This is a genomic window from Georgenia sp. G2120, assembly GCF_055326485.1.
Genome location: NZ_JBUZNL010000003.1, coordinates 172,710 through 186,319, shown reverse-complemented (window position 1 = coordinate 186,319; position 13,610 = coordinate 172,710). Strand labels below are relative to the sequence as shown.

13 protein-coding genes are annotated in these 13,610 nt (G+C 76.4%); 4 read left to right on the top strand and 9 right to left on the bottom strand.

The features are described from left to right. Positions 1 to 59: 59 nt before the first annotated feature. The 7 genes from ACZLMO_RS04795 to ACZLMO_RS04765 form a co-directional block, all read right to left on the bottom strand. Entirely contained in the window at positions 60 to 422 is a 363-nt protein-coding gene (locus ACZLMO_RS04795; protein WP_425713652.1) for an NADH-quinone oxidoreductase subunit A, read from the bottom strand. A gap of 127 nt (positions 423 to 549) precedes the next feature. After that, positions 550 to 1,848 (bottom strand): geranylgeranyl reductase family protein, encoded by a 1,299-nt coding sequence (locus tag ACZLMO_RS04790; RefSeq protein ID WP_463653045.1) that lies wholly within the window; start codon positions 1,846 to 1,848, stop codon positions 550 to 552. Between the two features lie 186 nt (positions 1,849 to 2,034). Then, complete coding sequence (locus tag ACZLMO_RS04785) at positions 2,035 to 2,730, bottom strand: demethylmenaquinone methyltransferase (RefSeq protein WP_463653044.1); 696 nt, start codon at positions 2,728 to 2,730, stop codon at positions 2,035 to 2,037. 43 nt (positions 2,731 to 2,773) lie between these two features. Beyond that, the gene (locus tag ACZLMO_RS04780; protein ID WP_463653043.1) at positions 2,774 to 4,069 is read right to left on the bottom strand and encodes a S1C family serine protease; all 1,296 of its coding nucleotides are present in this window, start codon (positions 4,067 to 4,069) and stop codon (positions 2,774 to 2,776) included. A 142-nt stretch (positions 4,070 to 4,211) separates the two neighbouring features. After that, positions 4,212 to 5,504 (bottom strand): isochorismate synthase, encoded by a 1,293-nt coding sequence (locus tag ACZLMO_RS04775; protein ID WP_463653042.1) that lies wholly within the window; start codon positions 5,502 to 5,504, stop codon positions 4,212 to 4,214. After that, a complete protein-coding gene (gene menD / locus ACZLMO_RS04770; RefSeq protein ID WP_463653041.1) occupies positions 5,504 to 7,177 on the bottom strand; it encodes a 2-succinyl-5-enolpyruvyl-6-hydroxy-3-cyclohexene-1-carboxylic-acid synthase in 1,674 nt (557 codons plus the stop codon). Before menD ends, ACZLMO_RS04775 begins: the two co-directional genes overlap by 1 nt. After that, complete coding sequence (locus ACZLMO_RS04765) at positions 7,174 to 8,124, bottom strand: o-succinylbenzoate synthase (RefSeq protein WP_463653040.1); 951 nt, start codon at positions 8,122 to 8,124, stop codon at positions 7,174 to 7,176. The genes menD and ACZLMO_RS04765 overlap by 4 nt, the downstream gene beginning before the upstream one ends. A gap of 70 nt (positions 8,125 to 8,194) precedes the next feature. On the opposite strand from ACZLMO_RS04765, the gene ACZLMO_RS04760 reads away from it, so the two are divergent. The 3 genes from ACZLMO_RS04760 to ACZLMO_RS04750 are packed head-to-tail and all read left to right on the top strand — an operon-like array spanning position 8,195 to position 11,392. After that, positions 8,195 to 9,163 (top strand): 1,4-dihydroxy-2-naphthoyl-CoA synthase, encoded by a 969-nt coding sequence (locus ACZLMO_RS04760; RefSeq protein ID WP_463653039.1) that lies wholly within the window; start codon positions 8,195 to 8,197, stop codon positions 9,161 to 9,163. Next, entirely contained in the window at positions 9,163 to 10,476 is a 1,314-nt protein-coding gene (locus ACZLMO_RS04755) for an AMP-binding protein (protein ID WP_463653115.1), read from the top strand. Before ACZLMO_RS04760 ends, ACZLMO_RS04755 begins: the two co-directional genes overlap by 1 nt. 43 nt (positions 10,477 to 10,519) lie before the next feature. Continuing rightward, positions 10,520 to 11,392: a 1,4-dihydroxy-2-naphthoate polyprenyltransferase gene (locus ACZLMO_RS04750; protein ID WP_463653038.1), complete on the top strand. Its 873-nt coding sequence runs from the start codon at positions 10,520 to 10,522 to the stop codon at positions 11,390 to 11,392. Positions 11,393 to 11,395: 3 nt separating this feature from the next. Here ACZLMO_RS04750 and ACZLMO_RS04745 read toward each other — a convergent pair whose 3' ends face one another. Then, positions 11,396 to 11,866 carry a DUF4229 domain-containing protein gene (locus ACZLMO_RS04745; protein WP_463653037.1) on the bottom strand — a complete coding sequence of 157 codons (471 nt, stop codon included), beginning with the start codon at positions 11,864 to 11,866 and terminating at the stop codon, positions 11,396 to 11,398. Positions 11,867 to 11,957: 91 nt separating this feature from the next. On the opposite strand from ACZLMO_RS04745, the gene ACZLMO_RS04740 reads away from it, so the two are divergent. Then, on the top strand, positions 11,958 to 12,449 hold the full coding sequence (locus ACZLMO_RS04740; RefSeq protein ID WP_463653036.1) for a PLD nuclease N-terminal domain-containing protein: 492 nt from the start codon (positions 11,958 to 11,960) through the stop codon (positions 12,447 to 12,449). Positions 12,450 to 12,463: 14 nt separating this feature from the next. On the opposite strand, the gene ccsB is transcribed toward ACZLMO_RS04740, so the two are convergent. After that, positions 12,464 to 13,534, bottom strand: a complete 1,071-nt coding sequence (ccsB, locus tag ACZLMO_RS04735) for a c-type cytochrome biogenesis protein CcsB (RefSeq protein ID WP_463653035.1) — start codon at positions 13,532 to 13,534, stop codon at positions 12,464 to 12,466. Between the last annotated feature and the right edge of the window lie 76 nt (positions 13,535 to 13,610).

Genomic DNA, 13,610 nt, shown 5'->3' with positions numbered 1-13,610 from the left:
GTGGGGTCCTTTCGGGTGGTGCGTGGCGGGGCGGGTGGGGGCGGTCGGTCAGCGGTGGGTCAGTCCCACTCGAGGCCCCCGCGGCGCCACTCGTAGATGTAGGGCACGGTGATGAGCGCGATGAAGACGAGCATCGCGACGAGACCGAAGGCGGCGAGCTCGGTGAACGCGACCGCCCACGGGTAGAGGAAGACGACCTCGATGTCGAAGATGATGAAGGTCATCGCGATGAGGTAGTACTTCACCGGGAACCGGCCGGCCGAGGGCGCCCGGGGCGTCGGGTCGACGCCGCACTCGTAGTTGGCGACCTTGACGCGGTTGTACTTCTTCGGGCCGATGATCGCGCTCGCACCGAGTCCGCCGAGGGCCAGGGCCGCCGCGACCACCATCATGATGAGCAGCGGCACGTAGGGGTTGGTCATGCGTCCTCCGTCGACGTCAACGGTCCGGCGATCCTGCCGGGCTGCGGTGTCCAGGTCCGCGCCCGCCGGTCCCGTCCTCCAGGGTAGACGTTCGCCGGGACGGACCCGGCACGTTCGGTACGGGTCGTCATGACACCGGTGCCGCCTTGGCGAGCGCCGCGATGACGCGGTCCATCCAGTCCCCGCCGCGCGGGTCGTACCCGTCGGCGAGGAGCTTCATGACGAACTCCATGAGCACGGGCCGCGGGAGCCCGTACTTCACGCACGCCCGCATGATCCGCGGGTGGGAGATGAGGTGGGCGAAGCCCCGGCCGAGCGTGAAGTAGCCGCCGAGCTCGTCGGCCATGATGCGCGGGTAGGTGCGCAGCGCCTTGACCCGCTCGTAGTCCGAGGTGCGCGCGAGCGCCTGGCCCATGACGTCGGCGGCGATGCGGCCGGACTGCAGGGCGTAGGCGATGCCCTCGCCGTTGAACGGGGAGACCATGCCGCCGGCGTCGCCGACCAGGAGGAGCCCGTTGGCGTAGTGCGGCTTGCGGTTGAAGGCCATGGGCAGGGCGGCGCTGCGCAGCTCGCCGACCTGGTTCTCGGGCGTGAAGCCCCACTCCTCGGGGACGTTCTGCATCCACGTGGCGAACAGGCCCTTGTAGTCGAGCCGGGTCGGCGTGGCGGTCGGCGAGAGGGTGCCGAGGCCGACGTTCGCGGTGCCGTCGCCGAGCGCGAAGATCCAGCCGTAGCCGGGCTGGAGGTTCGACTCGCCCGGTTTTCCGTCCCACAGCTCGAGGAACGACTCCATCATCGGGTCGTCGTGCCGCGGGGTGCGGAAGTAGGTGCGGATCGCGACGCCCATGGGGCGGCCGGCGTCCTTCTCGATCCCCACGGAGGTGGCCAGCCGTGCGGACACTCCCCCGGCGTCGACGACGAGCGGCGCGCGGTAGGTGACCTCGTCGCCCGCGCGACGGCCCTTCTCGTCCACCGGCCGGGCGGTGACGCCGACGACCCGGCCGGTGCGCTCGTGCCGCACGGCCCCGGTCACGCTCAGGCCCTCGCGCAGGTCGGCGCCGGACGCCTCGGCGTGGCGGGCGAGCGTCTCGTCGAGGCTCGTGCGGGCGCGCGCGAGCCCGTAGGACGGCATCGAGGACAGCTCGGGCCACGGGATCTCGATGCGGTGGCCGGCCCCGGAGGTGCGCAGCCCGTGGTTGCGGATCCAGCCGTCCTCCTCGCGCGTGGGCACGCCCATGCGGATGAGCTCGGCGACCGCGCGGGGCGTGAGGCCGTCCCCGCAGACCTTGTCCCGCGGGAACCTCGACTTCTCGAGGACGATCACGCGGTGACCCTGCTGGGCGAGGTAGTGGGAGACGCTCGCGCCCGCCGGTCCGGCACCGACGACGAGGACGTCCGCCTCGTCGGCCACAGGTGCGGCAGGCACGGTCGAGCTCCTTCGTTCGCTGGTCGGGGGGTCCGCCCGAAGAATCGTAAGCCCGCCCACAGGCCGGTTCGGCACCCCCGACGTGATCCTCGTCGCCCCCACGGAATCCGCGGAATTCCGGGACATTCACCGCACGTAATACCCGGGTCCAGGGTCCCTTGCGGCGGTCCCGGGGTCACCCCCGGGCTACTCCGGGCGGCGGGCCCGGTGGACGGCGACGATGCCGCCCGAGAGGTTCCTGTGCTGCACGGCGGTCCACCCGGCGGCACGCACGACGTCGGACACCCCGGCCTGGTCCGGCCAGTCCTCGATCGACTCGGCGAGGTAGCCGTACGCGGGGTTGTTCGACGAGCTGAGCCGGGCGAGCCGCGGCAGCACCCCGGTGAGGAAGAGTCGGTACGCCGCCCGCCAGGGCGCCCAGGTCGGCGTCGAGAACTCGGTGACGACGAGGCGTCCGCCCGGTCGTGTCACCCGCAGCATCTCGCGCAGCGCGGCGGCGTGGTCGACCACGTTGCGCAGGCCGTACGAGATCGTCACCGCGTCGAACGACTCGTCCGCGAACGGCAGGGCGGTCGCGTCCCCGGCGACGAACGCGAGATCGGGCCGGCGCCGCTTGCCGACCGAGAGCATCCCGGTGGAGAAGTCGCAGGAGACGACGTCGACACCCCGGTCGGCCAGCTCCGAGGAGGACGTGCCGGTACCGGCGGCGAGGTCGAGCACCCGGTCCCCGGGGCCGGCGTCGAGCGCGCGCCGCGAGGCCGCGCGCCAGATGCGCACCTGACCGGCGCTGAGCACGTCGTTGGTGAGGTCGTAGCGCTGGGCGACGTCGTCGAACATCCCCGCGACCTCACGGGGGTCCTTGTCCAGCTCGGCTCGGTTCACGCCCGCCAGTGTCGCAGGTGCCCGCGCGCGGGCGGGCGGTCGGTCACCCGTCGGAGGCGGGGGCCGCCGCGAGCGTCACGCCGACGTCGGACTCCTCCTCGTCGCGGACGACCGCGAGGACGACCTCGTCGCCACCCACGTGCTCCCTCACGGCGGCGGTGAGCGCGGCCGCCGAGCCGACCGCGGCGTCGTCGAGGGCGGTGACGACGTCCCCCTCACGCAGGCCGGCCTCGTCGGCGGGGCTGCCGGGCTCGACGGCCCGGACGACGGCGCCGGCGCGCACCTCGCCGCCGGCGGCCGCCTCGCCGTCGTCGAGCGCGACGCCGAGGAACGCGTGCTCGGCGGTGCCGTCCTCGATGAGCTCGCCGGCCACGCGCGAGGCGAGGTCGACGGGGATCGCGAACCCGACCCCGATGCTGCCGCCCTGCCCGCCGGAGCCGGACATCGTGGCGATCGAGCTCGTGATGCCGACGACCCTCCCCTGCGCGTCGAACAGCGGGCCGCCCGAGTTGCCGGGGTTGACCGCGGCGTCGACCTGGACGGCGGCGGTCACGACGGGGCCCTCGCCGCTCGCGTCGGTGGTGGTCACCGGGCGGTCGAGGGCGGAGACGATGCCGGTGGTGGCGGTCCCGCGCAGCCCGAGCGGGTTGCCGACGGCGAGGACGGAGTCGCCGACGGCGAGGTCCGCGTCGGAGCCCAGGGTAGCGGGGACGAGGTCGTCCGGCGCCTCGGCGAGCGCGAGCACGGCGAGGTCGGAGGACTCGTCGGTGCCGACGACCTCGGCCTCGAGCAGCCGCCCGTCGTCGAGGGTGACGGTCACCTCCTCGGCGCCCGAGACGACGTGGGCGTTGGTAAGGACGTGCCCCGCCTCGTCGAGGACGACCCCGGAGCCGGACCCCTCGCCCTGGCCGGTGCGCACGGACACGGCGACGACGGACGGCGTGACCTCTGCGACGACCTCGCTCCAGCCGTCCTCGCCCGCGGCGCTCGCCGGGACGGCGGTACCCGTCGCGTCGCCGCCGGCGCCCTCGACCGCCGCGGGGCCCGCGGTGCCCTCGCCGGACGCGGCGCCCGCCTCCTGCTGGGCGGCGAGCGCCTGGACGGTCTCCGCGAGGCCCCCGGCGTCGTCCGTGGCGCGCGTGAGCGCGACGGTCGTCCCGGACGCGAGGACCGCGGCGAGCAGGGCGGCGAGGACGACGTGCCGCGAGCCGGTCGCGCGCGGGGCGGACGGCGCCGCCGGGGTCACGCTCGTCGTCGCCGGGTCGCCGGCCGGGGGCGAGGTCGGGGACGGGGTCCACCGGCCGCCGTCGTCGCCGCGCTGGGGGTGCTGCTCGCTCATCTCGTGCTCCTCGTCGTGCTCGATCCGTGGGGACGAGGACGAGAGAACACGGCGCTCCTCGGAGTGTCCCGGGGAGAACCTGCCCGACCGCTGGACGAGTGGCCGCGAGGCTGGGAACGGGCTGGGAAGGCGAGCTCGCCGGTCAGCCGGCGAGGTCGGCAGCGGCGGCGGCGAGCGCCTCGCGCACCGGCCGCAGCTTGCTCTCGGTCTCGGCGAGCTCCGCGTCCGGGTCGGCGCCGGCGACGATGCCGCCCCCGGCGTGCAGCCGGATCGAGGCGCCCTCGACCTGCCCGCACCGCAGCGCGAGACCGATCTCGCCGTCCCCGTCCGAGTCGAGCCAGCCGACGGGGCCCGCGTAGCGCCCCCGGTCGTGGCGCTCGCGGCGGGCGATGATCGCCATCGCCGCCGCCCGCGGGGTCCCGGCCACCGCGGCCGTCGGGTGGATCGCGTCGACGACGTCGAGCAGACCGGCCCCCTCACCGAGGCGGCCCGCGACGTCGGTGGCGAGGTGGTGGATGTTCGGCAGCGTGAGGACGTACGGCTCGGGCCGCTCGTCGTCGAGCGCGGCCACCGCGCGCAGCGGGTCGAGGACGGACCAGGCGGCGTGCTCGTGCTCGGAGCGCATCCGCGGGTCGGCGAGGAGCTCGGCGACGAGCTCGTCGTCGGGCCGCTCCCCGCGGGGCAGCGAGCCGGCGAGGACGCGGGAGGCGATCCTCTCGCCGCGGCGGGCGGCGAGCATCTCGGGCGAGGCGCCGACGAGGCCGCCGACGGCGTAGGTCCAGGCGTCCGGGTAGGCCTGCGCGAGCCGGGCGGGCAGCTGGTCGAGGACCTGCGGATCGGCGGCGATGGGGACCTGGCGCGCCGTGACGACCTTTTCGACAGCGCCGGAGGCGATGTCGCCGAGCACGGCACGCACGAGGGACGTGTACGCCTCGCCGTCGCCGTCGCCGTCGCCGTCGTCGCCGGCGGCGACCGCCCCCGCGCTGCCGCCGGCGACCCGCGGGCCGACGACGTCCGCGGTCTCGGCCACGCGCGCTCCGTGCGAGGCCCCTGCGAGTGCCGCGTCGGCGTCGAGCGCCGCCCGCAGCGACTCCGGCGTCACGCGCTGGATCCACCGTTCGGTCCGGCCGGTGTCGCTGCCGCCGGTGCGACCCCCCACCCGGACCGTCTCGGCCGGGACGTGGAGGAGCGACGGGCTCGGCGAGTCGTCGTCGAAGGTCGAGGAGACGAGGGCGACCGCGGCGCCGTCGGTCCCGACCACCCCCACGTCGAGCAGGCGCCAGAGGCCGGCCAGGCGCTGCAGCCGGCGCGGCCCGGTCAGCGCGAGCACGGTCCCGCCGCGGCCGGCGACGCCCCGCCCGCCGCGCGTCCACAGCGCGAGCCCCGCGACGGGGCCCGCGAGGAGCTCGGCCAGACCCGGTCCCTCGGCCGCCACTAGATGAGCGACCTGGCGCGCGAGGTCTCGGCCCGGCGCTCGCCGACCCGGACGTGGACGACCGACCGGCCGACGATCGGCTCGCCGAGGATCGTCCGGAGCTCGTCGAGGGTGGCCGGCGCCCGGTAGGCGGCGCCGTAGCCGCGGGCGAGGGCCTCGAGGTCGGCGCGCTGGGGCGTGGTGAACAGGCGGGCGAAGCCGTCAGGGGAGGCGTCGGCGTGGCCGAGGAGGGCGAAGATCGCGCCGCCGGAGTCGTCGGCGACGACCACCTGGACGTCGACGTCCTCCTCGAGGGCGCCGAGCAGCAGGCCACCGGCGTCGTGGAGGAACGTGAGGTCGCCGAGGAGGACGCGGACGGGGCCGCCGCTGCCGCGCGCGAGGCCGACCGCGGTCGAGATCGTGCCGTCGATGCCGGCGAGCCCGCGGTTGGACAGCACGTGCGGGAGCGGGTCCATCCACGGCTGGCCGACGAGGTCGACGTCGCGGACCACGCGGGAGGCGCCGAGCAGCAGGGTCCCGGAGCGGCGCGCGACCCCGGCGACGGTGGCCGCGGCCCCGAGGGCGTCGATCGTCCCGTCGTCGGGCGGTCCGGCGGCGGGGTGGGACAGGCGCGCGACGACGGACCGCCCGGCGTCGAGCCAGAGGTCGAGCCAGGCGTTCTCGTCGGGACCCGGCTCGCCCTCGACCGTGCACCCCTGCGCCACCACGGACGCGGTGCCGGCGGCGTCCGGCCACCGCCCGGTCGGTGCGACGACGACGATGTCCGGCTCCGCCCACCCGAGCAGGCGGGTGACGGGGCGGGAGAGCGTGGGATGACCGGCGACGACGACGCGCTCGATCCGCCCGCCGAGCTGGGGCAGGTCGAGCAGCTCGCGGTAGGCGTTGACGGCGCACCGGCCACCGCGGGCGCCGGACGTGGGCTCGGCCAGCAGCGGCCAGCCGCCGCGCTCGGCGAGCCTCCGGGCCGCCGCCCCCGCGCCGTCCCCGGCGACGACGACGGTGCGCGGCCCGCGCTCGAGGGCGTGCAGCGAGAGCGACGCAGCGGGGGCCGCGACGGGCCGGACCTCGGGCGCCTCCCCCGGCTCCCACGGGGTCTCCGGCGCGAGCGGCTCGCGGAACGCGAGGTTGAGCTGGACCGGCCCGGGGTCCCGCGTGCGGGCGCCGGTGGCGGCGGCCAGCGCGCGCGCGACGTGCTGGGTGAGCGCGGGCCCGTCCGGGGCGCCTGCGGGCACGTCGACGAGGTGACGCAGCGCCGGTCCGAAGAGGCCGACCTGGTCGGTGGTCTGGTTGGCGCCGGTGCCGCGCAGCTCGTGGGGCCGGTCGGCGGTGAGCAGGACGAGGGGCACGCCCGCGGCGTCGGCCTCGAGGACGGCGGGGTGGAGGTTGGCCACGCCGGTGCCGGAGGTGGTGACGACGGCGACGGGCCGGCGGGCGAGCGCCGGGGGGAGCTCCGGGTTCGCGGTCAGCTCGCCGGCGCGGGACAGGCCGAGGGCGACGAAGGCGGCGACCCGCTCGTCGATGCGCACGGTCAGCCGGAGCCAGCCGACCCGCTCGGCGGCGTGCAGGGCATGGGCGAGCGGGGCGGAGCGCGATCCGGGTGCGAGGACGACGTCGCGCACTCCCCCGGCGACGAGGGCGCGGACGACGTCGCGGGCGACGAGGTGGGCGCTCATCGGACCGCCGCCACGGACTCGAGACGGGCGACCCACCGCGCGCGGGTCTCGTCGTCGGCGGCGGGGACCGCGTCGGGCTCGACCGCGCGGACGGGGAGGTGGCCGCCGGAGGGCAGGAGCGGGTCGCTCGTCACGTCGTCCTCGAGCAGGTGCCCGGTGGCGAGGCCGGCGGCCAGCGGCACGCCGTCGAGCGTGTGCTCCGGCAGTGCGGCGGCGAGCGCCACGCCGGCGGCGAGCCCCACGGAGGACTCGAGCGCGGAGGACACGACGACCGGCAGGCCGGCCTCCTCGGCGATCCGCAGGCAGGCGCGCACGCCGCCGAGCGGCTGGACCTTGAGCACGAGGACGTCGGCGGCCGCGGCGCGCGCGACCCGCAGGGGGTCCTCGGCTCGGCGCACGGACTCGTCGGCGGCGATCCGCACGCCCGAGCGGCGGCGGACCTCGGCGAGGTCCTCGACGCCCGCGACCGGCTGCTCGGCGTACTGCAGCCCGCCGGCGGCTCGGTCGAGCTCGGCCAGACGCGAGATCGCGGTGTCGACGTCCCAGGCGGCGTTGGCGTCGACCCGGATGTGCCCGTCCGGCCCGAGCGCCTCCCGGACGGCCGCGACCCGCTCGACCTCGTCGGCGAGCGTCTGGCCGGGCTCGGCGACCTTGATCTTCGCCGTCGTGCACCCGCCGGAGGCGCGGACGATCTCGGCGGCCCGCTCCGGGCCGACGGCGGGGACGGTGACGTTGACGGGGACACGGGGCCGCAGGGCGGCGGGGTACCCCGTCTCGGCCGCCTCGCGGGCGGCGGCGAGCCAGGGGGCGGAGACGGCGTCGTCGTAGTCCCAGAAGGGCGAGAACTCGCCCCAGCCGGCGTCGCCGCGCACGAGGACCCCGTCGCGGCGGTCGAGGCCCCGGAAGCGGGTCCTCAGCGCGGTGGAGTACACGACGGGGTGGGGCACCGCGTCAGGGTAACCGCGCGGCGCCCCGTCGGCCGGGCGACGCCGCCGCACGCCGGGCTACCGTGGCCCGGTGAGCGAGATCCCCGCCCAGGTGTCCGAGACGTTCGACCCGCAGGTCTGGCGGGAGGTCGAGGGCTGGTCGGCCTCCGACGTCACCTACCACCGGGGCGTCGACCGCTTCGGGGGCGCCGAGCAGGACCTGCCGGTCGTCCGCATCGCGTTCGACCGGCCCGAGCTGCGCAACGCCTTCCGGCCCCGCACCGTCGACGAGCTCTACCGGGCGCTCGACCACGCGCGGCTGACGACCGACGTCGGGACCGTGATCCTCACGGGCAACGGGCCGTCGGCGAAGGACGGCGGGTGGGCGTTCTGCTCGGGCGGCGACCAGCGCATCCGCGGCGCGGACGGCTACCGGTACGAGGTCGACGAGGCGGACGACCGCGCGGACGCCGGCGCGCGCCGCGAGCAGGTCGACCCGGCGCGCGCCGGCCGGCTGCACATCCTCGAGGTCCAGCGGCTCATGCGGACGATGCCGAAGGTGATCGTCGCGGCGATCCCGGGCTGGGCCGCGGGCGGCGGGCACTCGCTGGTCATGGTGAGCGACCTGGCGATCGCCTCGCGCGAGCACGCGCGGTTCAAGCAGACCGACGCGGACGTCGGCAGCTTCGACGCCGGCTACGGCTCGACGCTGCTGGCCCGCCAGGTCGGCGACAAGCGGGCGCGCGAGATCTTCTTCCTCGCCCGCGAGTACTCCGCCGAGGACGCGGAGCGGTGGGGCGTGGTCAACGAGACCGTCCCCCACGCCGAGCTCGAGGCCACGGCCCTGGAGTACGCGGCGATCATCGCGACGAAGTCCCCGCAGGCGATCCGGATGCTCAAGTTCGCCTTCAACCTCGCCGACGACGGCCTGGCCGGCCAGCAGGTCTTCGCGGGCGAGGCGACGCGCCTGGCCTACGGCACGGCGGAGGCCCAGGAGGGGCGGAACGCGTTCGTCGAGAAGCGGGACCCGGACTGGTCCGGCTTCCCCTACCCGGTGTGATGGAGCGCGTCGAGGTGCTGCCCGGCGGCACGCGGCAGGGCGACGTCGCCGCCCTGCACGAGGCACTCGCGCTCCGCCTCGGCGGCGCCGACCTCCCCCCGCTCCTGCCGGTCGCGCCGGGCACGGACCCCGACCAGGCGCGCGACGACCTCGCCGACTCCCTCGAGCGGCCCGTCCCGGACGGCACGGCCGCGCTCCTGCGCACCTCCGGGTCGACGACCGGGAGCGGCCACGTCGTGGCGCTGTCCGCCGACGCGCTCACCGCCTCGGCCCGCGCCACCCACGCGCGCCTCGGCGGCCCGGGTCGCTGGGTCCTCGCCGTACCCGCGCACCACGTGGCGGGCCTGCAGATCCTCACCCGCTCCGCCGTGGCCGGCCACGACCCGCTCGTGCTCGACACCACCGGCGGCTTCGACCCGGCCGCGCTGGCCGAGGTGGTGAGGATGGCCGACGGGACCGGCGAGCCCGCGCCCGCCTATCTCTCCCTCGTGCCGACCCAGCTCGTGCGCGCGCTCGCGGCCGGGCCGGACGTCACCGGGGCGCTGGCCGGCCTCGGCGCGGTCCTCGTGGGCGGCGCCGCGCTCGCCCCCTCGACGCTGCGCGCGGCGGCGGACGCCGGCATCCGGGTGGTGCGCACGTACGGGATGACGGAGACCGGGGGCGGCTGCGTGTACGACGGCCGGCCCCTCGACGGGGTCGGGATCGAGGTCGACGACGAGAGCCGGATCTGGCTCTCCGGCCCCGTCCTCGCCCACGGCTACCTCGACGACGCGGCCGCCGACGCGTCGACGTTCGTCGGCGGCCGGCTCCGGACCACCGACGCGGGTCGGATCACGGACACCGGCGCGCTCGAGGTGCTCGGCCGCCTCGACGACGCCGTGACGTCCGGCGGCGTGACCGTCGCCCCGGTCGCGGTCGAGCGCCGCCTGACGGGGATGGCGGACGTCGCGGAGTGCGCCGTCGTCGGCGTCCCGGACCCCGAGTGGGGCGAGATCGTCGTCGCCGTCGTCGTGCTCACCCCGGGCCGCCCGCCCGGCCCGACGAGCGTGCCGGAGCTCCTCGCCGTCGCCCGCGCGCAGACCGGCGACCTCTCCCCCGCCCACGCGCCGCGGGCGCTCGTCGTGGTCGACCGGCTCCCGCTGCGCGGCCCCGGCAAGGTCGACCGGCGGGCCGTGACGACGGTGGCGTCGCGGGCGCTCGGGGTCGGCACGGGCGACCACTCCGGCGACCGGCCCACGGCCCGTGCCGGGGACGGCGACCGGGTGACGGTGGCGGGCGTCGCCCGGTACAAGTCGCGGCCGGCGCTGGGCTAACCTCGCTTGCGCCCGAGCCGCGGGCACGGGCGAAGGAGGTGTCATGGCGAGCGTCGCCGACTGGATCGAGGGCGCCCGTCCGCGGACCCTCCCGGCGGCCGTCGCGCCGGTGCTGCTGGGGACCGGGGCCGCCGCGCAGGTCGGCTCCGCCTCGGTGCCGCGGGCCCTGCTCGCCGCCGGCGTCGCGCTCGCCCTCCAGGTCGGCGTCAACTACGCCAACGACTACTCCGACGGCGTGCGCGGCACCGACGAGTTCCGCACCGGCCCGCAGCGCCTGACCGGGGGCGGCCTCGCCGCACCGGGGAAGGTCAAGGCCGCCGCGCTTGCGAGCCTCGGGGGCGGCGCGCTGCTCGGCCTCGTGCTCGTCGCGGTGAGCGGGCAGTGGTGGATGCTCGCCGTCGGGGCCGTATGCCTCCTCGCCGCCTGGGGCTACACGGGCGGCTCGCGCCCCTACGGGTACATGGGGCTCGGCGAGGTCTTCGTGTTCGTCTTCTTCGGGCTCGTCGCCACGCTGGGGACCACGTGGACGCAGGCCGGGGAGCTGCCCTGGACCGCGTGGGCGGCGGCCGTCGGCGTGGGCCTCGTGGCGTGCGCGCTGCTCATGGTCAACAACATCCGCGACATCCCCACCGACGTCCCCGCCGGGAAGCGCACGGTGGCCGTCCGGCTCGGCGACCGGCTCGCGCGCCGCACCTACGTGGCGATGCTCGCGGTCCCGGTCCTGCTCGGACTGGCCTGCGCGATCGTGGCGCCGTGGTCGCTGCTCGTGCTTCTCCTGCTGCCGCTCGCGTGGCGCTGCTGCGCGCCGGTGCTGCGCCGCGCCGCGGGGCGCGACCTCATCGGCGTCCTGCGGGACACCGGGTTCCTCGAGCTGGGCTACGGCCTCACGCTCGGCCTCGGGCTCGCGCTGGGCTGAGGACTACCGTTCGCGGGCGTCCTCGCGCGCCTCGGAGTCGGTGTGCGTGGGGGCGTCGGCCACCGCGTCCGGCACGCGCTCGAGCGACGAGCTGCCGTCCGCCTCCTCCGCCACGGCGTCCCCGGTCACCGACCCGTTCCCCGAGGCTCGCCCGGCCGCCGCCTCGGGCTCGGCCGGGGCGTGCTCGACAAAAGTCTCGCCGTCCTCGCTGTCGCTGTCGCTGTCGCTGTCGCTGTCGAGCATCGCGTCCTCCTCGTCGGCGTCGTGGTCCACCCGCGTGCGCCGGTCGTCCTGCCGTGCGAGCGAGCCGGCCGCCTCGTTCCGGATCCCGGGCAGCGCCACGTAGGACACCATCGCCGCGAGCAGCAGGGCGCCCAGCCACATGAGCCACGACCGGGCGCCGGCCAGGTAGAGCACGCCGGCCACGGCGAGCAGCACGACGATCCGCGCGAACGCGTACTTGAGGATGGCCACCCGCCCAGGTTACGTCGCGGCGGACGGGCCGCGACGAAGCGGTGACCACCGACGCACTGCCCGCCGGCCCCCGCCGACCTACCCTGGAGGGGTGACTCGTCTCGTCCCCCTCGTCGTCGCCGTCGGCGTCATCGCCTTCGCGCTCATCGACTGCGCCCGCTCCGACGCCGAGAAGATGCCCGCCCGCATCCCCAAGGGGATCTGGATCGTCCTCATCCTCGTCCTGCCGGTGGTCGGCGCGGTGGGGTGGCTCCTGCTGTCCCGGATGCAGGCGGGGCGCGCGGGCGGTCCGGGCGGTCCCGGCGGCTCGGGCGGTTCCCGGCCCCCGCGCGGCGGGCCGTCCCGGCCGAGCCGCGGCCCGGTCGCGCCCGACGACGACCCGGAGTTCCTCGCCCGCCTCGAGGCCGATCGTCGGCGCCGGGAGCGCGAGCGCCGGCAGCGCGAGCGCGACGCCGAGCGCGAGGGGCGCGGGACGACGAACGGATCCACGCCCGACGACGAACGGCCCACCGACGACCCTGGTCCCGGCACGGGCGGCGGGGTCTCCGCCGACCCCCACGAGAACCCGGGCTCGCCGGCCTGAGACCGGCCCCGGCTCTAGCCGATGCCCGAGTAGGCGTGGCGCGAGTTGAGGAACAGGTTGACGATGAAGTAGTTGCCGAGGATGAGCCCGAACCCGGTGAGCGAGAGGTAGGCCGCCCGGCGCCCCTCCCAGCCGCGCGTGAGGCGGGCGTGCAGGTAGGCGGCGTAGACGATCCAGATCAGCAGCGTCCACACCTCCTTGACGTCCCAGCCCCAGGGCCGGCCCCAGGCGTGCTCGGCCCAGATGGCGCCGGCGATGAGCGTGAAGGTCCACAGCACGAACCCGATGGCGATGAGCTGGAACGCCATCCGCTCGAGCTCGGCGGAGCTCGGCAGGCGCTCGGAGAGGCGGTCGCGGAACCCGGCGAACCCCGTGCGCGGCGCGCCGGAGCCGCCGCCTGCCCGGTCGGTGCCGGCGGCGGTGGCGGTGGCGCCCGCGGACGCGGCTGCCGCCCCGTCCGCACCGTCCGCCCCGCCCGCGGTCGCGACCGCCGCGGCCCCGCGGCCGTCGGCGGTGACGAGCGCGGCGTCGGCCTCGGCGCTCGCCTCCGCCCGGCGCGTGCGGCCGATCTCGGCGCGCTCCTGGAGGAGCTGCGTGAGCGAGAGGACCGCCGAGAGACCGAGCACCCCGACGGCGAGCGTCGCGACGAACACGTGGATGATGAGCCAGTAGCTGTCGAGCGCCGGCGGTATCCCGTCCGCCCGCACGTAGAGGACCGAGACGGCGACACCGAGCGAGAGGACGATGAGAGCCGCCACGCCCGCGCCGAGGACGCGCAGGTCGCGCGAGCGGTTGATGAGCAGGAAGAGTCCGACGGCGACGAGCGTGAACACGATCGAGAACTCGTACATGTTGGCCCAGGGCACGCGCTGGGTCGCGACGGCCCGGGTGACGACCCCGACGAGGTGGATGAGGAACCCGGCGGTCATCGCCGAGATGCCGATCCGCGCGAAGCGTCGCTCCTTGCCGGCGCCGTCGGCGACCTTGGCGAGGTCGACGGCGAAGGCGAGCAGCGCCACGGTGTACGCGGCGATCGCGCCGTAGATCGCCGCGGTGGAGATCTGGGCGAGCGTGGACTCGGGCATGCAACGTCCTCGATCGGTCGGGGCGCCCGTCGGGCGCACGGTCAGGTCATTGTGCCGCAGCCGCCCCCGGCACCGG